The organism is Pseudomonas sp. AM14(2022) (assembly GCF_036346455.1).
Classification (GTDB): Bacteria; Pseudomonadota; Gammaproteobacteria; order Pseudomonadales; family Pseudomonadaceae; genus Aquipseudomonas; species Aquipseudomonas putida_A.
In genome coordinates this window covers 485,074-506,212 of sequence record NZ_JAOTNY010000003.1, presented here as the reverse complement: position 1 = coordinate 506,212, position 21,139 = coordinate 485,074, and the positions used below count along the sequence as shown (strand labels likewise).

At 60.3% G+C, this 21,139-nt stretch carries 21 protein-coding genes; 9 read left to right on the top strand and 12 right to left on the bottom strand.

From position 1 onward, the window contains the following. Positions 1-280 precede the first annotated feature (280 nt). Together V3W27_RS09240 and V3W27_RS09235 are read left to right on the top strand one after the other, a co-directional pair. Positions 281-1,906: a methyl-accepting chemotaxis protein gene (locus V3W27_RS09240; protein ID WP_330206434.1), complete on the top strand. Its 1,626-nt coding sequence runs from the start codon at positions 281-283 to the stop codon at positions 1,904-1,906. A gap of 85 nt (positions 1,907-1,991) precedes the next feature. Continuing rightward, the gene (locus tag V3W27_RS09235) at positions 1,992-2,900 is read left to right on the top strand and encodes a DMT family transporter (protein ID WP_047598166.1); all 909 of its coding nucleotides are present in this window, start codon (positions 1,992-1,994) and stop codon (positions 2,898-2,900) included. Between the two features lie 136 nt (positions 2,901-3,036). On the opposite strand, the gene V3W27_RS09230 is transcribed toward V3W27_RS09235, so the two are convergent. Continuing rightward, complete coding sequence (locus tag V3W27_RS09230; RefSeq protein ID WP_330206433.1) at positions 3,037-3,900, bottom strand: DMT family transporter; 864 nt, start codon at positions 3,898-3,900, stop codon at positions 3,037-3,039. A gap of 664 nt (positions 3,901-4,564) precedes the next feature. On the opposite strand from V3W27_RS09230, the gene V3W27_RS09225 reads away from it, so the two are divergent. Further along, positions 4,565-4,897, top strand: coding sequence for a hypothetical protein (locus tag V3W27_RS09225; protein ID WP_330206432.1), 333 nt, complete (start codon positions 4,565-4,567; stop codon positions 4,895-4,897). A 260-nt stretch (positions 4,898-5,157) separates the two neighbouring features. Here the strand turns inward: V3W27_RS09225 and V3W27_RS09220 are convergent, their stop codons facing one another. Both V3W27_RS09220 and cysK read right to left on the bottom strand, forming a co-directional pair. Next, entirely contained in the window at positions 5,158-6,096 is a 939-nt protein-coding gene (locus V3W27_RS09220; RefSeq protein ID WP_027614536.1) for an aspartyl/asparaginyl beta-hydroxylase domain-containing protein, read from the bottom strand. 184 nt (positions 6,097-6,280) lie between these two features. Further along, on the bottom strand, positions 6,281-7,255 hold the full coding sequence (gene cysK, locus V3W27_RS09215) for a cysteine synthase A (protein ID WP_041070300.1): 975 nt from the start codon (positions 7,253-7,255) through the stop codon (positions 6,281-6,283). Between the two features lie 127 nt (positions 7,256-7,382). Here cysK and V3W27_RS09210 point away from each other — a divergent pair, with 127 nt between their 5' ends. After that, on the top strand, positions 7,383-8,459 hold the full coding sequence (locus V3W27_RS09210) for a DUF748 domain-containing protein (RefSeq protein ID WP_096796619.1): 1,077 nt from the start codon (positions 7,383-7,385) through the stop codon (positions 8,457-8,459). On the opposite strand, the gene V3W27_RS09205 is transcribed toward V3W27_RS09210, so the two are convergent. Continuing rightward, complete coding sequence (locus V3W27_RS09205) at positions 8,419-8,712, bottom strand: DUF2442 domain-containing protein (protein ID WP_247267776.1); 294 nt, start codon at positions 8,710-8,712, stop codon at positions 8,419-8,421. The two genes, V3W27_RS09210 and V3W27_RS09205, sit on opposite strands and share 41 nt — an antisense overlap. Positions 8,713-9,003: 291 nt before the next feature. Here V3W27_RS09205 and V3W27_RS09200 point away from each other — a divergent pair, with 291 nt between their 5' ends. Then, the gene (locus V3W27_RS09200) at positions 9,004-9,849 is read left to right on the top strand and encodes an AAA family ATPase (protein WP_003222636.1); all 846 of its coding nucleotides are present in this window, start codon (positions 9,004-9,006) and stop codon (positions 9,847-9,849) included. A 12-nt stretch (positions 9,850-9,861) separates the two neighbouring features. Beyond that, positions 9,862-11,040, top strand: coding sequence for a vWA domain-containing protein (locus V3W27_RS09195; RefSeq protein ID WP_007969609.1), 1,179 nt, complete (start codon positions 9,862-9,864; stop codon positions 11,038-11,040). Between the two features lie 92 nt (positions 11,041-11,132). Here the strand turns inward: V3W27_RS09195 and V3W27_RS09190 are convergent, their stop codons facing one another. The 4 genes from V3W27_RS09190 to V3W27_RS09175 all read right to left on the bottom strand — a co-directional run bounded on the left by V3W27_RS09190 (position 11,133) and on the right by V3W27_RS09175 (position 14,856). Next, positions 11,133-12,056, bottom strand: coding sequence for a biotin-dependent carboxyltransferase family protein (locus V3W27_RS09190; protein ID WP_330206431.1), 924 nt, complete (start codon positions 12,054-12,056; stop codon positions 11,133-11,135). Next, positions 12,053-12,757 carry a 5-oxoprolinase subunit B family protein gene (locus V3W27_RS09185; RefSeq protein WP_330206430.1) on the bottom strand — a complete coding sequence of 235 codons (705 nt, stop codon included), beginning with the start codon at positions 12,755-12,757 and terminating at the stop codon, positions 12,053-12,055. Before V3W27_RS09185 ends, V3W27_RS09190 begins: the two co-directional genes overlap by 4 nt. Continuing rightward, positions 12,754-13,506, bottom strand: a complete 753-nt coding sequence (locus V3W27_RS09180; protein WP_330206429.1) for a 5-oxoprolinase subunit PxpA — start codon at positions 13,504-13,506, stop codon at positions 12,754-12,756. The genes V3W27_RS09185 and V3W27_RS09180 overlap by 4 nt, the downstream gene beginning before the upstream one ends. A gap of 63 nt (positions 13,507-13,569) precedes the next feature. After that, entirely contained in the window at positions 13,570-14,856 is a 1,287-nt protein-coding gene (locus tag V3W27_RS09175) for an MFS transporter (protein ID WP_096796615.1), read from the bottom strand. A 158-nt stretch (positions 14,857-15,014) separates the two neighbouring features. On the opposite strand from V3W27_RS09175, the gene V3W27_RS09170 reads away from it, so the two are divergent. Next, positions 15,015-15,929, top strand: a complete 915-nt coding sequence (locus tag V3W27_RS09170; RefSeq protein ID WP_330206428.1) for a LysR family transcriptional regulator — start codon at positions 15,015-15,017, stop codon at positions 15,927-15,929. 95 nt (positions 15,930-16,024) lie between these two features. Here V3W27_RS09170 and V3W27_RS09165 read toward each other — a convergent pair whose 3' ends face one another. The 3 genes from V3W27_RS09165 to V3W27_RS09155 are packed head-to-tail and all read right to left on the bottom strand — an operon-like array spanning position 16,025 to position 17,872. Next, positions 16,025-16,567, bottom strand: coding sequence for a DUF2937 family protein (locus tag V3W27_RS09165; RefSeq protein WP_330206427.1), 543 nt, complete (start codon positions 16,565-16,567; stop codon positions 16,025-16,027). A gap of 14 nt (positions 16,568-16,581) precedes the next feature. Next, the gene (locus V3W27_RS09160) at positions 16,582-17,358 is read right to left on the bottom strand and encodes a class II glutamine amidotransferase (RefSeq protein WP_007969599.1); all 777 of its coding nucleotides are present in this window, start codon (positions 17,356-17,358) and stop codon (positions 16,582-16,584) included. 16 nt (positions 17,359-17,374) lie between these two features. Further along, the gene (locus tag V3W27_RS09155; RefSeq protein ID WP_247267782.1) at positions 17,375-17,872 is read right to left on the bottom strand and encodes an MFS transporter; all 498 of its coding nucleotides are present in this window, start codon (positions 17,870-17,872) and stop codon (positions 17,375-17,377) included. A gap of 236 nt (positions 17,873-18,108) precedes the next feature. Here V3W27_RS09155 and V3W27_RS09150 point away from each other — a divergent pair, with 236 nt between their 5' ends. Continuing rightward, on the top strand, positions 18,109-20,163 hold the full coding sequence (locus tag V3W27_RS09150; protein ID WP_330206426.1) for a S9 family peptidase: 2,055 nt from the start codon (positions 18,109-18,111) through the stop codon (positions 20,161-20,163). A 206-nt stretch (positions 20,164-20,369) separates the two neighbouring features. After that, positions 20,370-20,843 carry a cyclic nucleotide-binding domain-containing protein gene (locus V3W27_RS09145; RefSeq protein WP_097086754.1) on the top strand — a complete coding sequence of 158 codons (474 nt, stop codon included), beginning with the start codon at positions 20,370-20,372 and terminating at the stop codon, positions 20,841-20,843. Here V3W27_RS09145 and V3W27_RS09140 read toward each other — a convergent pair. Beyond that, positions 20,840-21,124, bottom strand: a complete 285-nt coding sequence (locus tag V3W27_RS09140; protein ID WP_003222617.1) for a hypothetical protein — start codon at positions 21,122-21,124, stop codon at positions 20,840-20,842. The genes V3W27_RS09145 and V3W27_RS09140 overlap by 4 nt on opposite strands. Positions 21,125-21,139 lie beyond the last annotated feature (15 nt).

Sequence of the window (21,139 nt, the reverse complement as noted above, 5' to 3'; positions counted from 1 at the left end):
TTGAGTCGACCGTTCGGTCAATTAACCGCCCTCTCAGTCTCGCCTGCCGCCCCGCGCCAGCCCGCGAATTCCCTGGGATTCGGATCCAATCCCTGCCCCACCGCTCTGGCTCGCGGTTTTACCGCTGCGTTCCCGCCTGTCGATGAAAGAGAAGAACTGCTCACAGATTGGTCTTACCAAAATAGTGGCACTTTGATATACAGCCCGCCAGTACCCGCCTCACAACAAGATCCTCGGCCCACGAGGACGACCTCTTCCTCATAGATCAAGGAGCACATTGATGTCTATCCGCAATCTGCGCATCGGTTTGCGCGCCAGTTTGAGTTTTGCCGTATTGGCCGCCCTGCTGGTGGTGGTCGGCCTGTTCGGCCTGGGCCAGATGAAAAATCTGCGTGAGAGCGCAACGGTGATCGAGGAATCGTGGATGCCCAGCATCGAGAGCATTCACGATGCGGCGGCGAACATCGCCAACATCCGCCTCGAATCCCTGCGCCTGATTACCAGCACCCAGCCGGCTGTTCGCGACACAAGCAAAGGCATCATCAAGGTGCAGCGCGAAGAATTGTCGAAGCGCCTGAAGGACCACACCGCTTTGCTGGCCAGCGATGCGGAACGGGCGATGCTCGACGGTTTGAATAGCGACGTCGCCAAGTACATGAGCATCCTGGACCAGATCATCGCTCAGATCGACGCCGGGCAAAGTGAACAGGCCTATGCCCGTCTGAACAATGAACTGGCGCCACAGGGCCGGATCCTCGACAAAGCGCTGGAGCAGATGATCAGCTTCAACCAGCAAGGCGCCGACAGCGCCGCCGAAGCTGCTGCCGGGGTTTATCAGCAGGCGCTGTGGATTGTCGCGACGATCATCATTGTCGCCCTGATCGCTACCCTGTTGCTGGCCTGGCTGCTGACCCGCAGCATCACCGCACCGATCAATCAGGCCCTGTCCGTCGCGCAAAAAATTGCCGCCGGCGACCTCAGCGGCCAGATTGCCGATCACGGTAGCGATGAGGCGGCGCAGTTGCTCAGCGCCCTCGCCGAGATGCAGAACAACCTGCGCTCGACCATCCGTGGCATCAGCGAATCGGCGCAGCAACTGGCCTCGGCCGCCGAAGAAATGAGCTCGGTGATGGAGCAAAGCACCCGTGGCCTGCAACAGCAGAACGATCAGATCGAACAGGCCGCCACCGCCGTCACCGAGATGAGCACGGCGGTGGATGAAGTTGCCGCCAACGCAGTGTCCAGCGCCGAGGCCTCCGAAGCCTCGAACGAGGACAGCAAACACGGGCATGTGCAGGTCAGCGAGACCATCAGCTCGATTCAGGAACTGGTCAGCGCGGTGCTCGGTGCGTCGGAACAGGCCGAAGGCCTCGCCACTCAGGCTCAGGACATCAGCAAGGTGCTGGAGGTGATTCGCGGCATCGCCGGGCAAACCAACCTGCTGGCGCTCAACGCCGCCATCGAAGCGGCGCGCGCGGGTGAGGCCGGACGCGGTTTTGCGGTGGTCGCCGATGAAGTGCGTTCGCTGGCGCAACGCACGCAGAACTCCACCGAAGAAATCGAGCTGATGATCAGCAGCATCCAGCAAGGCACCGGCGCCACCGTCGGCGCCTTGCAAAGCAGTGCCGAGCAGGCCAGCCACACGTTGCGCCGGGCGAACAGTGCCGGTCAGGCACTGGAGAAAATCACCGCGTCGATCTCGCAGATCAACCAGCGCAACCTGGTGATCGCCAGCGCGGCCGAGCAGCAAGCGCTGGTCGCGCGCGAGGTTGATCAGAATCTGGTGACCATCCGCGATCTCTCGACCCAGACCGCCGCCGGCGCTACCCAGACCTCCGCTGCCAGTCAGGAACTGTCGCGCCTGGCGATCGACCTCAACGGCCTGGTGACGCGCTTCGTGCTCTGAATGAAAAATTAAATGCCCGATTGACGGTTGCCATCGACAGGGCGCTCGGCAACACTCTCGTCCCGATCAAGGAAGGAGTGCCATCGTGAGCGCTGTCGATATTTTCCGCATGCTGTCGCTGGCAGCCATCTGGGGCGCGAGCTTCCTGTTCATGCGCATTATTGCGCCGGTGATCGGCACCATTCCGACCGCGTTCTTTCGGGTGTCGATTGCTGCCGTCGGTCTGCTGGTGATTCTCGGGCTGATGCGCATCAGCTGGGATTTCAAGGGCAAACTGAAAACCGTGATGTTGCTGGGCGTGATCAACTCGGGGATTCCGGCGACGTTGTATTCGGTGGCGGCGCAAGTGTTGCCGGCCGGTTACTCGGCGATCTTCAACGCCACCACGCCGTTGATGGGCGTGTTGATTGGCGGGCTGTTTTTCAGCGAAAAACTCACTGTCGCGAAACTGACCGGGGTGTTTCTCGGCTTGTTCGGTGTCGGTGTGCTGACGCGCGCAGGTCCGGTCGCGTTCGATCTGCAATTGCTGATGGGCGCCCTCGCCTGCCTGCTCGCTACCACTTGCTACGGCTTCGCCGGGTTCCTCACGCGGCGCTGGCTGGATCACAGCGGCGGGCTCGACAGTCGTCTCTCCGCCGTGGGCAGCATGCTCGGCGCCTCGCTGTTTCTGTTGCCACTGTTCGGCTACAGCGTGATCACCGCCCCTCCGGCAAGCTGGGGTGGGTGGAATGTCTGGCTGTCGCTGCTGGGCCTGGGTCTGGGCTGCACGGCGTTCGCCTACATCATCTATTTCCGCCTGCTCAGCTCCATCGGCCCGGTCAAATCGATGACCGTGACCTTCATGATTCCGGCGTTCGGCGTGTTGTGGGGCGCATTGTTGCTGGATGAACCGCTGTCGATGGCGCACCTGTATGGCGGGGTGTTGATTGCGCTAGCGTTGTGGCTGGTGTTGAAGCCGGCGGTGGTGAAGCCTTCTGCCGTTACAGCCCGATGATTTTGCGGCGTTAACAAGTCAGTCTTCGCGAGCAAGCCCGCTCCCACAGGAGGAATGAATTCCAATTGTGGGAGCGGGCTTGCTCGCGAAGAGGCCGGCCCAGACACTGAAAATGCCCGGGTCGGCCTGAAGGTTTTCAAGCAGTTTTACGGAACACAAACGCCAGACCGACAATGATCAACAGCATCCCCAGCACACTCAACGCCGCCAGACGATTGCCGAAAATCAGGTAATCCATCACCGCCGTCACCGCCGGCACCAGATAGAACAGACTGGTGACATTCACCAGATTGCCCCGGGCGATCAGGCGATAGAGCAACAGTGTCGCCAGCACCGACACCACCAGTCCCATCCACAACACCGGCACGATGAAACCCGTGCTCTGTTCAAAGTGGAACGGCTGAAATGGCACAAATATCCCGCACAACAACAGCCCGGCCAGATACTGCACCGGCAATGTGCCGAGGGGATTGTCGGTGATGCGTTTCTGCATGATCGAGCCCACCGTCATGCTCGCCAGCGCCAACAGACCGAACAGCATCCCTGCCCAGGACATCCCCGCCAGTCCGATACCCTGATAAACCACCATAATCAGCCCGGCCAGGCCCAGCGCCAGACCGAACATCCGGCTCGCCGAGCGCTGGCGCTCCATCAACACCACAGTGAGGATCGGCTGTACGCCCATGATGGTCGCCATCACCCCCGGCGTGACTCTGGTATTCAGGGCCAGCAGATAGAAAATCTGATACGCCCCCAACAACACCACGCCCGTCGCAATCGCAAACAGCATCGGCCTGCCGCCCTTGGGCAACTTCAGTTTGAGTAACGGCATCAACAACATCAGCCCGCACAGGGCGATCACAAAGCGCATCAGCAGAAAGGCAAAGGGTGACGCATGGGCCAGGCCCCATTTGGAGAAGATCGCCCCGCTGCTCCACAGTAGAACGAACAGGCTCGTGGACGTCGCCGCGAGCGCGGATTTTTTCGAAAGGACAAACATGAATACCACCTGTAGTCAGGCAAACAGCCAACTCAGCCGAGGCTGAAATTCAGTAGGTTTTTCTGGCGGGCGCAGGGGTCAGCAAAGAATGCCGATCAGCCCGAAACGCCAACGCCCGGCGGTGATACGACGGCGCACACCGGCGTGCTACTGACAGGTGGAGGGTAATGACTGATCTGCCCAGGCTGCTGATTCCCGCACGGCACGACGCCAGCGTTGACCGCTGAATCGACTACCGCGTTGATGAGGAATGCAGGCATTGGGGCTGATCTTTTTTGAAGGGTTTGGAGAGTGAATCAGATGATTCACGAGCGCCGACTATAACCAGCGTGGGACATGGATTGCAATGATTTGGACAAAGGGCCAGCAGGGACAGCTCGATGGCAGGCGCATAGGCTGATGAGCAACGGATAGGCCCATTGATGGGGAGACAGGGAATGCTCGGGATCACATGCCAAGGGAACGGACGAATTTGCGGTATCAGTTGTATCGGTCAGAGGCGAGGAAGCAGGCTGCTTTCGTTACTGTTCAACTACAGCTTCAGTTGGAAAACCATGGTCCGACTGCCATCGATTTGTCGAAAGTACGTTTCGAACCTATCGACCAACAAGCACTACAAGCATCAACTCTCTGGAGAGACCAGCACTTTTGCTGGAATGAGGTCATGGAGTGGAAAGGTCGAGAGCCCTTATCTCTGGACATCGCTATCTGGTTTGGAGAGGAACTTTGCGGGCTGTGTTTCGCAAATCCAAATGCCAGCAAAAACAGAATACGAATTGTGCGTCTGGAGGGACGCCCCTATGAGTTCCATCCGTTAAAAAGACGTATCGGGGCGCTGGCGATGATTGTGATTGAACAATACGCCCAACTCATTGGCAGCAAGGTTCTCGAGATCCAAGAACCTTTGAAGGGCGCGATTTCCCACTATCAAGAGCTTGGCTTCGGCTTCGACGCTGGTGGCCGCCTTGTCAAAACCCTGGAGAACCTAGTATCGTGAAAACTGTTCAATTAACGATCAACACTGGTGGAGAAATGAGCAAATCAACCAAAAAGCCTTCCTCCAGAAAAGACACACTTCCTCTCGGCAAAAAAAACGGTGAGGTAATGCTCACTGCGAGTCAGAGGCGTCTGCTGCAGTTACTGATAACAGGCACTGAAAGCGAAGAGCCGAGTGTACTCGCCGCTGGCCGACTGTAGACTTATCAGCAAACAAAAAACCGCTCACAAGGAGCGGTTTTTTCATTTCAACATCCGGCCTCAACCAAACAGCCAATACCCCAGCAGAGTCAGCACCACCACCGCCAATACCGGACGCAGGATGCGGTAGGCCTTGGGATTGCGGCGTTTCCACTGTTTGACCACGCCGCTAAACCGGTCGCTGAAGTTCTTGCTCCAGGCGTAGGCCTGGTTGATGCCGCCGACACGTTCATCATCAAGGTTCTGCGGCGCGGTGGCGCGGCCCAGCCAAGCGCTGATGGCGCGGTTGATGCGGGTCATCAGGCGGTTGCTCAGCGGGCGTTCGACATCGCAGAACAGGATGACGCGGGTTTGTTCGGTTTCGTTCTTGACCCAGTGCACGTAGGTCTCGTCGAACATCACGTCTTCACCGTCGCGCCAGGCGTAGACCTGACCATCAACGAAGATCCGGCAATCGTCGGAGTTCGGTGTCGACAGGCCCAGGTGATAACGCAGCGAGCCGGCAAACGGGTCACGGTGCGGGTTCAGATGGCTGCCACCTGGCAACAGCGCGAACATCGCGCCTTTGACGTTAGGGATCGCACTGACCAGCGCCACGGTCTTCGGGCACAGGGTTTCGGCCGACGGCAGCGGTTTGTCGTACCACTTGAGGTAGAAACGTTTCCAGCCCTTCTTGAAGAACGAGCCGAAACCGGCGTCATTGTTCTTTTCGGCGGCGCGGATGTAGCCCTCGTCGAACAGGTGCATGGCTTCGTCGCGAATGGTTTCCCAGTTATCGCGCAACACATCCAGCTCCGGAAACTTGCTGCGATCCAGATACGGTTTGGAGGGAACGCCGGAGAACAGGTACATCAGCGCGTTGTACGGGGCGAACAGCGCCGAGTGGTTGACGAACTGACGCAGTACCGGCAGACGCGCCTTGCCGCGCAAATGCACATAGAGGATGCTGCCCACAAACAGCAGCAACACCAACACCTTGGCGGCTAACGAAAAGGTCATCAACAACTCCTTGAATAAAGACAACGCTGCGCAATGCCCATTACCCGGCATGGCAGCCGGCCATGATAAACACTACCGGCCTCGGGAAAAACCCGCTGAACCCAAGATTCAGTGTTAAGAATTGCGCAACAAAGCATTTATTAGCATAACGATCCTGAACCCTGGCTGATCTGAGTCAATTCGACTACTGCTGATTCTCCTGCTCGGTGAACAGATCGCTGAACAGCATGCTCGACAGATAGCGCTCACCGGAGTCCGGCAAAATCACCACGATGGTCTTGCCCTGCATTTCAGGCTTCTCGGCTAAACGCACGGCCACGGCCATGGCCGCGCCGCAAGAGATACCGCACAAAATCCCTTCTTCCTGCATCAGGCGCAGCGCCATGGCCTTGGACTCGTCGTCAGTGACCTGCTCCACCCGGTCGACCATCGACAGATCGAGGTTCTTCGGCACGAAACCCGCGCCAATCCCCTGAATCTTGTGTGGGCTCGGCTTGATCTCTTCACCCGCGAGCGCCTGGCTGATCACCGGCGAAGACACCGGCTCCACTGCCACCGACAGAATCGGTTTGCCCTGGGTATTCTTGATATACCGCGAAACGCCGGTGATGGTTCCGCCGGTCCCGACGCCAGCCACCAGCACATCGACGGCGCCATCGGTGTCGTTCCAGATTTCCGGGCCGGTGGTTTTTTCGTGGATCGCCGGGTTGGCCGGGTTATCGAACTGCGACGGCATGAAGTATTTGCCGGTGTCGCTGGCAACAATTTCGGCAGCCTTCTCGATCGCGCCTTTCATGCCCTTGGCCGGTTCGGTCAGGACCAGCTCTGCGCCGAGGGCCTTGAGCACCTTGCGCCGCTCGATACTCATTGATGCCGGCATGGTCAGCATCAATTTGTAACCACGGGCGGCGGCGACGAAGGCCAGACCGATGCCGGTATTGCCCGACGTCGGTTCGACGATGGTCATGCCCGGCTTGAGTTTGCCGCTGCTTTCGGCGTCCCAGATCATGTTCGCGCCGATCCGGCACTTGACCGAATAACCGGGGTTGCGCCCCTCGATCTTGGCCAGAATGGTCACGCCGCGCGGCGCGATGCGGTTGATCTGCACCAGCGGCGTGTTGCCGATGGAATGGGCGTTGTCAGCGAAAATACGGCTCATGGCTGGGTCCTTATGCAGCGTTGAATTCAGCCTTTCAAGGTATGCCTGTTGCCGGGCGCAGTCCAGTCGGGTCGAACGTCTGCGCCGCGCCACAGTCAATCGCTTACATCGTTCGGGAATTGTTGTCATGAAGCGTCGTTATAGCTGGCCAATAGGGATTTTTGCCGTCGTGGTTGTGCTGCTGATCGCCCTGCACATCGCCCTGCCCTACGTGGTGCGCGATTACCTGAACGGCAAACTGGCCGACATGGGTGACTACCGCGGCCAGGTCACCGACGTCGATCTGGCCCTGTGGCGCGGCGCCTACCGGATCAACGGCCTGAAGATCGTCAAGGTCGACGGCAAGGTGCCGGTGCCGTTTGTCAACGCGCCCGTGATCGATCTGGCGGTCAGCTGGCATTCGCTGTGGTACGACCATGCCGTGGTGGCGCAGGTGCAATTCTTCAATCCCGAGGTCAACTTCGTCGATGGCGGCCCCAACAAGCAGAACTCGCAGACTGGTAAAGGCACCGACTGGCGGGCGCAACTGGGCAAGTTGCTGCCGATCACTCTCGACGAGGTGCAGATCCACGACGGCAAGATCACTTTCCGCAATTTCAACTCCAAACCGCCGGTCAACATGAACGCCAGCAACGTCGAGGCGAGCATCTACAACCTGACCAACGTGGTCGACAAACAGGGCAAGCGCGATGCCCGCTTCGAAGGCAAGGCCAAGCTGCTCGGCCACGCACCACTGGAAACCACGGCCACTTTCGATCCGCTGAGCAATTTCGAGGACTTCCAGTTCCGCCTGCGCGCCCGCGACATCGAACTCAAGCGCATGAACGACTTCGCCTCGGCCTACGGCAAGTTCGACTTCAACGCCGGCCACGGCGACGTGGTCATCGAAGCCCAGGCGAAAAAAGCCCAGGTCACTGGCTACATCAAACCGCTGCTGCGCGACGTCGAAGTGTTCAACTGGCAGCAGGACGTGGAGAACAAGGACAAGAGCATCTTCCGCTCAGTCTGGGAGGCCATCGTCGGCGGCACGGAAACCGTGCTGAAGAACCAGGCCAAAAATCAGTTCGCCACCAAGGTCGAACTCAGTGGCAACGTGCATCAGCAAAACATCAGTGCGTTCGAAGCGTTTTTGCAGATTTTGCGTAATGGCTTCATTCAGGCTTTCAATGCGCGGTATGAGCGGCCGAAGCCGGATGCGGGCTAGAGCGCTGCGCCAGCATTTCCAAATAGAGTGTATCAGCGCCGATCTGAATATCCGGCTCTGGCCATTCCACACTCCAGCCGTGATCGCCCAGGATTACAGAGGCGAATATCTCAGGATCCAGCAACGGCTGGAGCCCTGGAGCGTCTTGAAGATCTTGACTCAAATCGACCACCCATCGCTGATCATCGATAAAGGTCAGTTCCAGACAAAAATCAGACCAGACACGAACCGCCGACAGGCGGGGGCGTTTCATCCGTAACATCAGTGCAAGTCCTCCATCAGATGATTGGGCTGCTTCGCAGCCCAGCGGGAGCAAGCTCCCTCGCCACAGATTTTGTAAACATCCTGAAGGCTATCGTTAAATCAGCAAGGCCTGAATGCTGGCCATCAGCCGAAACCGAGTCAACATGTGACGCCCCATTCAGAGACTGAATAAGCCGTCTGCGTTCACAGTCGACCGGGCTGCGCGTTATAGTCGGGGCATCCGATTTTTTCGCCCCCGCCCTGCCTGTGCAGGTCGGCGTTACCGTTCGAGGATTAGCAGATGAAGTTCGAAGGCACCCAGGCCTACGTCGCCACCGATGACCTGAAGCTGGCGGTCAATGCCGCCATCACCCTGGAGCGGCCGCTGCTGGTCAAGGGCGAACCCGGCACCGGCAAGACCATGCTCGCCGAGCAACTGGCCGAATCGTTCGGCGCCAAGCTGATCACCTGGCACATCAAGTCCACCACCAAGGCCCATCAGGGTCTGTACGAGTACGATGCGGTCAGCCGTCTGCGCGACTCGCAACTGGGCAACGAAAAAGTCCACGACGTGCGCAACTACCTGAAGAAGGGCAAGCTGTGGGAGGCTTTCGAGTCCGAAGAACGGGTGATTCTGCTGATCGACGAAATCGACAAGGCCGACATCGAGTTCCCCAACGACTTGCTGCAAGAACTCGACAAGATGGAGTTCTACGTTTACGAGATCGACGAGACCATCAAGGCCAAGAAGCGCCCGATCATCATCATTACCTCGAACAACGAGAAAGAGCTGCCGGACGCCTTCCTGCGCCGCTGCTTCTTCCACTACATCGCCTTCCCCGACCGCAGCACCCTGCAGAAAATCGTCGACGTGCACTACCCGGACATCAAGAAGGATCTGGTCAGCGAAGCGCTGGACGTGTTCTTCGACGTGCGCAAGGTGCCGGGCCTGAAGAAGAAGCCGTCGACCTCGGAATTGGTCGACTGGCTGAAGCTGCTGATGGCCGACAACATTGGCGAAGCGGTGCTGCGCGAACGCGATCCGACCAAGGCCATTCCACCGCTGGCCGGTGCGCTGGTGAAGAACGAGCAGGACGTGCAGTTGCTTGAGCGCCTGGCGTTCATGAGCCGCCGCGGTTCTCGCTAAGAGGCTGATGCCATGTTGCTCAACCTGTTCAATGAAATGCGTGCAGCCAAGGTGCCAGTGTCGGTGCGCGAACTGCTCGACCTGATCAACGCGCTGAAGCAGCGCGTGACCTTCGCCGACATGGACGAGTTCTATTACTTGTCGCGGGCGATTCTGGTCAAGGACGAACGGCATTTCGACAAGTTCGACCGCGCATTCGGCGCCTACTTCAACGGCCTGGAAAAGCTCGACGATCACTTGCAGGCGCTGATTCCCGAAGACTGGTTGCGCAAGGAATTCGAGCGCTCGCTGACCGACGAGGAACGGGCGCAGATCCAGTCCCTCGGTGGCCTGGACAAGCTGATCGAAGAGTTCAAGAAGCGCCTCGAAGAACAAAAGGAACGTCACGCCGGCGGCAACAAATGGATCGGCACCGGCGGCACCAGCCCGTTCGGTTCCGGCGGCTTCAACCCGGAAGGCATTCGGGTCGGCGATGCCGGCAAGCGTCAGGGCAAAGCGGTCAAGGTGTGGGATCAGCGCGAGTACAAGAACCTCGACGATTCGGTGGAACTGGGCACGCGCAACATCAAGGTCGCCCTGCGTCGTCTGCGCAAATTCGCCCGTCAGGGCGCGGCGGAAGAGCTGGACATCGACGGCACCATCGACCACACCGCCAAAGACGCCGGCCTGCTGAATATCCAGATGCGTCCGGAACGGCGCAACACGGTGAAGCTGTTGTTGCTGTTCGACATCGGCGGCTCGATGGATGCGCACGTGAAGATCTGCGAGGAACTGTTCTCGGCCTGCAAGACCGAGTTCAAGCATCTGGAGTACTTCTACTTCCACAACTTCATTTATGAGTCGGTGTGGAAGAACAACCTGCGCCGCACGTCCGAGCGTTTCTCGACCCAGGATCTGCTGCACAAATACGGCGCCGACTACAAAGTGATCTTCATCGGTGACGCCGCCATGGCGCCCTACGAAATCACCCAGGCCGGCGGCAGCGTCGAGCACTGGAACGAAGAGCCGGGCTACCTGTGGATGCAGCGGTTCATGGAGAAGTACAAGAAGCTCATCTGGATCAATCCGTATCCGAAGGACACCTGGGGCTACACCTCGTCGACCAATATCGTGCGCGATTTGATCGAGGATCAGATGTATCCGTTGACGTTGCGTGGGCTTGAGGAAGGGATGAGATTTCTGTCCAAGTAATCTTTGTTGTCAGTGATGCCTTCTTCGCGAGCAGGCTCGCTCCCACAGGTGAAATACATTCCAATGTGGGAGCGGGCTTGCTCGCGAAGCCCTTAGCTAATTATGAAACGCTGCAAATACTCGACATGCTCGCGATGTGCGACTTCCTGCACCACCGGCCTAAACCGCACCTGCGCCCCCGGCAGGCACTGCGCCAGCCGCGCCAGCGCCAACGGCGTCAACGCTCCCAAGCGCGGATAGCCACCAATCGTCTGCCGATCATTGAGCAGCACAATCGGCTGTCCATCCGGCGGCACCTGCACCGCGCCAAGCGGAATACCCTCGGAAATCATCGGCCGGCCCTGATACTGCAACGCCTTGCCCAGCAACCGAATGCCCATGCGATCAGCGCGACTGTCCAGCGTCCACGGACTGTTGAACACATCGAACAGACTCTGCCCGCTGAACTGGCCGATCTGTGCGCCAAGCACCAGATCCAGCGGCGCGTTGAGGCGCAGATCAGGTCGATGCGCCAGCGGCACTTCACGCACCTGCAAAACCGCACTGCGATAACTCAGTGTCGCGCCCTTGGTCAGCGGTAACCCCATACCATCCAATCCACCGAGTTTTTCGCGCACCACCGTAGCACTGCTGCCCAGCACCTGCGGCGCGTCGAAACCACCGGGCGCCGCCAGGTAAGCCCGGGCACCGAGCAGCGGTTGAGTGAACTTCAATGTCTGGCCTTTGCCCAGTTTGAAACTGCGCCACGGCGCCAGCGCCTGCCCATCGATCTGCGCACCAAGATCAGCGCCGGCCAGCGCCAGCAGGCAGTCGTCCTGCGCCACCACGGCAAACCCGCCTAGGGTGATTTCGATCACCGGCAGATCCAGCGCATTACCGAGCAACCAATTGCCCCAACTCATCGAACTCCAATCCGCTGCGCCGCCCTGGGTCACGCCCAAATGGCGCACGCCGAAGCGCCCGGCGTCCTGCAACAGGCACAGCGGCGTGCTGGCTTCAATCGTCAGTCGGCTCATGCCAGCGCCTCCAGTGGCGTGTCATCGCCGCCCAGGTTGACGAACTCGGCGTGGCTCACCGCTTCGAAACGCACGGTGTCGCCGGGTTGCATCAGGCTGTAGCCGTCGCGATGACGGTCGAACAGTTTCGCCGGGGTGCGGCCGATCAGGTTCCAGCCACCGGGGGACACCACCGGATAAGCCGCGGTCTGCCGCTCGGCAATCCCGACGCTGCCAGCCGCGACTTTCTTGCGTGGGGTGTCCAGGCGTGGCGCCGCGAGGATTTCTTCCACCAGCCCCATGAAGGCGAATCCCGGCGCGAAGCCGAGGGCGAACACCTGATATTCACGAGCGCTGTGACGGCGGATCACCTCCTCCACCGCCAACCCGCTGCGCTGCGCCAGCAGGCTCAGTTCGGGGCCGACACTCAGGTCGTACCAGACCGGCAACACATGGCACTGGCCGCCAGTGCGCGCATTCGGCGACAGGTCGATCAAGGCTTCAGCGATCAGTTCACGCGCGTGGCCCGGATTCAATAATGTCAGGTCGTAATGCACCATCAACGTGGTGTAGGACGGCACCAGATCGATCAACTGTGCACCGAACACCGCGCGCAAACGCTCACTGGCGGCGAGCATCCACGGCATGTTGGTTTCGGCGATTTCATCGAACAGGCGCAGCATCAGGCAGTCCAGGGCCACCAATTCAATCCGTGGGTTCATGGCGCGCTCTGCTGATTCAGGGCTTCGCGAATGCGCTGCACGGCGGCCACCGAACTGGCGTTATCGCCATGCACGCACAAGGTGTTGGCCTGCAGGTGCAGCGCGCTGCCGTCGCTGGCGACGAGCTCGCCGCCACGGGCGATGGTCAGGGCCTGTTCGATGATTTTTTCTGCTTCGTGATGCACCGCACCCGGCAGTTGCCGCGAAACCAGTCGACCTGCACTGTCGTAGGCGCGGTCGGCGAAGGCTTCGAACCACAGGGTCACGCCGTATTCGTCACTGAGTTGCTGCGCCGCTGAATTGTCGCGGGTGGCCATCAGCATCAACGGCAAGCTGCGATCGTAAGCAGCCACGGCCTGAATCACCGCCCGCAACTGTGCCGGGTTGGCCATCATGTCGTTGTACATCGCGCCGTGGGGTTTGACGTAACTGACTCGCCCGCCCTGCGCCTTGCAGATGCCGTCGAGCGCGCCGATCTGGTAATGCAGGATGTCTTGCAGTTCCTGGGCGGAATAGGCCATGGAGCGCCGGCCGAAACCGACCAGATCCTGATAGGCCGGGTGCGCGCCGATCTGCACGCCGTGGCTCAGGGCCAGGCTGACGGTCTTGCGCATGATGCTCGGGTCACCGGCATGGAAGCCGCAGGCCACGTTGGCGCAGTCGATGAAGGGCATGACCTCGGCGTCCAGACCCATGGTCCAGCTGCCGAAACTCTCGCCGATATCACAATTCAATAGCAGGCGGCTCACGGTGAACACTCCTGTAGCTTCTGGTCTTTTTATCTGTAGGACGCTTGCCCGGCAGGTTATCAGTTACTGCGCATCCAGTTGCTTGCCACGGGTCTCCGGCAGGCTCAGTGCGGCGAGAATCACCACGCCGTAGGACACCGCAGCAAACGCGCCGATCCCAACGCTCAACGGCACCTTCTGGCTGAGCAAGCCGATCAGCAGCGGAAACAAAGCCGCCAGCGCCCGACCGATGTTGTAGCAGAAGCCCTGCCCCGAGCCGCGAATTCGCGTTGGAAACAGCTCGGTGAGAAACGCGCCCATGCCGCTGAAAATTCCCGAAGCGAAGAAGCCCAGCGGAAAGCCCAGCCACAGCATCACCCCGTTGCTGACCGGCATCTGCGTGTAAAGCAAGACGATGGTGAACGAACCGACCGCAAACAGGATGAAGTTCTTTTTACGTCCCAGCAGATCGGTCAGATAAGCGCTGATCACATAGCCGACGTAGGAGCCGACAATCACCATCGCCAGATACCCGCCAGTGCCGAGCACACTCAAGCCGCGTTCATTCTTCAGGAAGGTCGGCAGCCACGAGGTGATCGCGTAGTAACCGCCGAGCGCACCGGTGGTCAGCAAGGAAGCACGGAACGTGGTGAACAGCATGCCGGGGGCAAAGATCTCGTAGAACTTCGCCGGATTCTGCGGAGTTTGCGCCGCCTTGGCTTCGCGATAGATCTCCGGGTCTTTCACCAGACGGCGGACGAAGATCACGAAAATCGCCGGGACGATGCCGAGGATGAACAGCGCTCGCCAGGCATCTTCCGGCGGCAACACCGAGAACAGCAGCGCATACAGAATCGCCGTCAATCCCCAGCCCAAGGCCCAACCGCTCTGCACCATGCCCACCGCTTTGCCGCGATCCTTGGCGCGGATCACTTCACCGATCAGCACCGCGCCAGCGGTCCATTCGCCACCGAAACCGAAGCCCATCAGGGTGCGGGCGATCAGCAGTTGCTCGTAGTTCTGGGCGAAGCCGCAAAGGAAAGTGAAGAAGGCGAACCACAGCACCGTCAGTTGCAGGGTGCGCACACGGCCGATGCGATCGGAGAGAATCCCCGCCACCCAGCCACCAATGGCCGAAGCGATCAGGGTGCTGGTGTGAATCAGCCCGGCCTGTCCGGTGGTGATGCCCCACATGGCGATCAGGGTCGGTACCACGAAGCTGAGCATCTGCGTGTCCATGCCATCCAGGCCATAGCCGATCTTGCAGCTCCAGAAGGTGCGACGCTCTTGCTGATTGATGTTGCGATACCAGTCGAACGGGCCGGGGCGGGCCGTGTTCTTGGGGAGGTCGAGGGTGTCGGGCGCACGCATGGCAAGTCTCCGCAGGCTTTTATTGGTCTTGTTCGAAGTTCCGACGACGCCTATCGTGGGAACCGGATGCGCCGATTTTTCGTCGCCCGGCCCTGCTGCGTCCAACGAATAAAAACCCGCCTTAGGCATAAGAAAAATTTGTCACCCGAGCCGTTGCCATGAACCTGAAGTTTCTCGAGACCTTTGTCTGGGTCGCCCGGCTGAAGAGTTTTCGCCTGACCGCCGACAAGCTGTTCACCACCCAGGCGTCGATTTCCAGCCGCATCGCAGTGCTCGAAGGCGAGCTGGGGGTGAAGCTGTTTCTGCGCGATTCACGCGGCGTCAGCCTGACACCCGAAGGCCTGAAAGTGCTGGATTATGCCGAGCAGATGCTTGATACGATGTCGGCGCTGAAGCAATCGATCGAGACCCGTTCGAGCAAGGTCGGGCGAGTGCGCATCGGCGTGATGGACACGGTGATCCACACCTGGCTCAGCCCGTTGGTGGCGCAGATGACCGATCTGTATCCACGGGTAGAAATCGAGCTGGTGGCGGATACTTCGCTTAACCTCTGCGATCAGCTGCAAAAAGGCTTTCTCGACATCGTTCTGCAAACCGATCTGGTGCGCCACGAAAGCGTGCGCAGCCTCGAGCTGGCCAGCCATCCGCTGGGCTGGATCGTTGCGAGCAATTCGATCTACAACCGTGACTACGCCGACCTCGGCGAACTCGCGCAGGAGCGGATCATCACCTACTCGAAGAACTCCCGACCGCATCAGGATCTGCTGGCATTGATGCAGGCCAACGGTGTGTTGGCGCCGCGCCTGAACTGCGTGAATTCGGTGTCGGCGATTACCCGGCTGTTGCGTGATGGTTTTGGGATTGGCGTGCTGCCACCGGTGCTGGTGGCCGAGGAACTGGCGCGGGGTGAACTGACCTTGCTCGACATCGACCAACGACCGCCGAATCTGCAGGTGGTGGTGTCGTGGCGAGTTGGCGTGGAGTGGGTCGAGGAGATGGTGACGTTGTGTCAGCAGGTGCTGGCGGGGTATGCGCGCAAGGTCGGTGAAAAGTACATTGTCTTGAGTTCCTGAAAAACAAAAGATCGCAGCCTGCGGCAGCTCCTACAGGGAAACGCATATTCTCGTGTAGGAGCTGCCGCAGGCTGCGATCTTTTGCTCTTGACCTTTTACAAGCCGCGCACGTCGCGGTCTTCTATCGGCCGGCTCTGGCGCAAGCGCCGGCCGCCGAGCACCACCCAGTCAATCAGACGAATCAGGCACTCGATGCCGAACGACAGCAGCAACGCGCCGCTCATGCCCCAGATCATCGCTTCCGGGGTCAGCAGGATCTGGTAGCTGTAGCCGTTCCAGGTTTCCTTGCGAATGTCCGGATCGGCGGCCAGCACCACTTGCAGGAAGCGGATGTACCACGGGCCCTGCATCGCCTGGAACTGTTTATCCAGCACAATCTGGCGGTTGAGCAAGGTGCTCAGGCTGTCGGCATCGCTGCGAAATACCGGGTCGTCACTGGCGCGGTAATGCGCGACCAGCGCCTGCAAGTCGCCCTTGAAGAACTGCTCGGCGGTGCCCTGAAAACCGCGCAGACCGGTCTGCGCTTCGATCAGATGGGCTTCGATGCGTTTGGCGTAATCGTTGATGAAACCCGGCACCTGGACACCGATCAACAGGCCCGCCGCAAACAACACCAGCCGTAGATAACTGAGCAACATCGGGGAGAGATCCTTTATTCGGTCGTGCCCTGGCTGACGCATTCGCCGCGTCGCCACAGGCTCCATTGGCCCGGTTGGTAACGGGTCCAGGTTTCGTTTTCGGTCAAAGGCTCGGTGGCGATCACCGTGACCACGTCGTTAGGCGTGGTTTCCGCCTGGAAATCGACGATCACATCGACATCCTTGAGCCGCGCCGGGCCGAACGGTGCGCGCCGGGTGATCTGTGCCAGTTTGGTCGAGCAATAGCAGAACAGCCAGTCGCCGTCGCTGAGCAGGCAGTTGAACACGCCTTTGCTGCGGTATTCGGCACATGCAGCGACCAGATCCGGCAGCAGCACTTCTATATCGACCGGTTCGGGGAAGGCTGCACGCACGCGGTTGAGCAAATCGCAGAACGCCGCTTCGCTGTCGGTATCGCCCACCGGGCGGTAGAAACTCTTGATCGGGGTGAAATCGGCGAGCTGGCCGTTGTGCGCGAAACACCAGTTGCGCCCCCACAGTTCGCGGACGAACGGGTGGGTGTTGGACAGGCAGACCTTGCCGACGTTGGCCTGACGAATGTGGCCGATGACCACTTCGCTCTTGATCGGATAGCGCTGCACCAGGTTGGCGACTTCCGATTCGCTGCTGGCAGCCGGATCCTGAAACAGACGCAAGCCGCGGCCTTCATAGAAGGCGATACCCCAGCCGTCGCGGTGCGGGCCGGTACGCCCGCCGCGCTGCATCAGGCCGGTGAAGCTGAACACGATATCGGTCGGCACGTTGGCACTCATGCCCAGTAATTCACACATGTGCGGACTCTCGTGATTACAGACGCGGCTCGACGCGCATGCGCTGCGGATTGTTCGGCACCGGCGGGCGACCGTAGCGGTCATCACCGGCAGCGCCGAACGGCTGATCGTCGTCGCGATCATCGACACGCGCCGCCGCTTTGGCGGCCTCGGCCTGCTCGCGTCGGGCGCGTGAGGCGCGTTCGATCGGGAAGCGGATCAGCACGAAAATCAGGTAGATGCCGAACGCAATCATGCCGTACATGAACAGATCGGAAATCGCCCGCCAGGCGTTGTTGCCGACCTTGAAGGCCAGATCCAGCGCGGTAATGGCGATCGACGGCGCAACCTTGGCTTTAACCGGGTCAATGATGGTCGGGCTGAACAGCAACACTGCCATCAGCACCCGCAGCGGCTCGCGCAGCCAGCGCCACATCCAGCGGGTCAGGCGCATCCATACCAACAGGCAGCCCACAGCGGCAAAGGCGTAGAGGCCCCAGGCGATCAGATAGTCGTTCTCGGTCATGGTGTCCATGGCAAGGCAGGCAAAGAGGCGCTTATAGTAACGACTTTTCGCCCGTCAGGCTTGTCCCAATGCCAGACGGCCCGCCGCAATCAGTGTGGGAGCGGGCTTGCTCGCGAAAGCGGTGTGTCAGACAAATACGTCTTTACTGAAAGGACGCCTTCGCGAGCAAGCCCGCTCCCACAGGGTCGGCAGCGCCGGCACGACCTGCAAAAACCCTTATTCCGAATACTGTCCGAGAGCCTTCCATGCCCGAATCCGCCCACGTCATCCGCGCCCCGATCGCCCGCAAGGCAGCCGGTGCCGACCCGTATGCCTGGCTGCAGGAACGCGACACCGACGCGGTGCTCGACTACCTCAAGGCCGAAAATGCCTATCAGGAAGCGCAAACCGCCGATCAGGCCGGCTTGCGCGAAAGCCTGTTCGAAGAGATCAAGGGCAGGATCCTCGAAACCGACCTGTCCCTGCCCTCGCCATGGGGCCCATATCTGTATTACACGCGCACCACGGCGGGTGACGAATACGCCCGCCATTACCGCTGCCCGCGTCCGGCCGACGACAGCCTGACCCTCGACGAAAGCCGCGAGCAATTGCTGCTCGACCCCAACGTGCTGGCCAACGGCGGCTTCTTCTCGCTCGGCGCGTTCAGCATCAGCCCCGACCACCAGCGTCTGGCCTACAGCGTCGACGCCTCGGGCGACGAGATCTACACGCTGTTCGTCAAGGAGCTGGCCAATGACAAGGTCAGCGAACTGGAATTCCAGGACTGCGACGGCAGCATGACCTGGGCCAACGACAGCCTGACCCTGTTCTTCGGCGAGCTCGACGATACCCATCGCCCGCACAAGCTGTTTCGCTATCGCCTCGATGGCACCGCCGCCGAAGAGGTATTCCACGAGCCGGACGGGCGTTTCTTCCTGCATTGCTATCGCTCCAGTTCCGAGCAACAATTGCTGCTGACCCTGGGCAGCAAGACCACCAGCGAAGTCTGGGCGCTGGACGCGCATCAGCCGCACCTGCCCTTCACTTGCCTGGCGCCACGGGTCGAGGATCACGAATACGATGTCGACCACGGCGCGCTGGATGGCGTGTGGACCTGGTTCATCCGCACCAACCGTGACGGCATCAATTTCGCCCTGTATCAGGCGCCGGACACCGGTGTGGTACCGAGCGAAGCCGACTGGCAGAAGCTGATCCCGCACAGCGACACGGTGATGCTCGACGGCGTGACGCTGAACACCGCGGCCATGACCCTGAGCCTGCGCGAAGGCGGTCTGCCGATCATCGAAGTTCATCCGCAAGGCCAGACGGCGTACCGCGTGCAATTGCCGGACGCGGCTTACAGCCTCTATGTGCAGAACAGCCTGGAGTTCGAGAGCGACCGCATCCGTCTGCGTTACGAGGCGCTGAATCGTCCGGCACAGGTGCGCCAATTGCTGCTGGCCAGCGGCGAGCAAACCGTCCTGAAAGAAACCCCGGTGCTCGGCCCGTTCGACGCCGACGCCTACGTCAGCCAACGCCTGTGGGCCACCGCGCCGGACGGCACGCAGGTGCCGATCAGTCTGGTGATGAAACGCGAAATGGTCGGCAAACCAGTGCCGCTGTACCTGTACGGTTATGGCGCCTACGGTTCCAGCCTCGACCCGTGGTTCTCCCACGCACGCCTGAGCCTGCTGGATCGCGGCATGGCCTTCGCCATCGCCCACGTGCGTGGCGGTGGTGAGCTGGGCGAGGCGTGGTATCGCGCCGGCAAACAGGAACACAAGCACAACACCTTCAGCGACTTCATTGCCTGCGCCGAATTCCTGATCCTCAACGGCATCACCACCGCCGAGAAACTGGCGATCAGCGGCGGCAGCGCTGGCGGCCTGTTGATTGGCGCGGTGCTCAATCAGCGCCCGGACCTGTTCGGCGTGGCGATTGCCGAAGTGCCGTTCGTCGACGTGCTCAACACCATGCTCGACCCGGACTTGCCGTTGACCGTCACCGAGTACGACGAGTGGGGCAACCCTGAAGAGCCGGAGGTCTACGAGCGGATCAAGGCGTACGCGCCGTACGAAAATGTCACAGCGCAGGATTACCCGGCAACCCTGGTCATCGCCGGCTACAACGACAGCCGCGTGCAGTACTGGGAAGCGGCCAAGTGGGTGGCGAAACTGCGCGCGACCAAGACCGACGACAACCTGCTGCTGCTCAAGACCGAACTCGGCGCCGGGCATGGCGGAATGAGCGGGCGTTATCAGGGATTACGTGACGTAGCGCTCGAATATGCATTTGTGTTCAAGGTTTTGGGCCTGGCCTGAGGAACTCCGTCGGTCACTTGGGTCTTAACTCCAGACCCCGGTGGTCGATACACCACAGATCCCATTGTGGGAGCGGGCTTGCTCGCGAATGCGGTGGGTCAGTCGACACTGATATTGACTGAACCACCGCATTCGCGAGCAAGCCCGCTCCCACAGGGGTCCGTGTAGTGCCTGAAAACCGTGAAAACAATAAAGACCGCAACGACATGTCAGAACCGACCTTACTGAACAACGAAATTCGCGACTGGCTGATGGATTGTGGCCTGTTCGATCAATTGCAACTGGCGGACTTTGCCGCAGCCTCGGGCTACTTCAGCATCAGCACCGTGGCGGAGGGCGAAGCGATCTTCCGTGAGGGTGATGCCGGCAGTTTCATGTGCATCCTCCACAGCGGCCAGGTCGCCGTGCAAAAGACTGGCCCCGACGGCCAGGTCATCACCATGGCCACCCTGCGCAGCGGTCGGGCGTTCGGCGAAATGGCGGTGCTCGATGGTGAGCGCCGTTCGGCCACCTGCGTCGCGGCGAGCAACTGTCAGTTGCTCAACCTGGGCAAGGACTCGCTGGAAAAAATGCTCAACGACGCGCCGAAGATCGCCGCCAAGATCATCCGCGCCCTCGCCGTGTCCCTCTCCAAACGTCTGCGCATGGCCGACGGCCAACTGGCGGCGCAACAGGTTTAACCGCCGGGGGATTTAACCTTGGTGCCGCTCGGTTCGATGCCCGGCACCGGTTGATCCTTGCTCGGCGGGCTGGGCATTTCGATCGGCACCAGCGGCGGGCTACCACTGCCGGCACCGGCCTTCGGTGCGCTGATCGGGGTGATTTGCGGATACGGCGTCGGCGTGGCGGTTCCTGGCGAGCCGGGTTGCGGCGTCGGGCTGACCGGAATGGTCTGCTGCGCCTGCACTGCAGTAATCGAGAGCGCGGCCAGGGCAATGACCGTTAGAATGGTGCGCTTCATCAAGGGCTCCGTTTG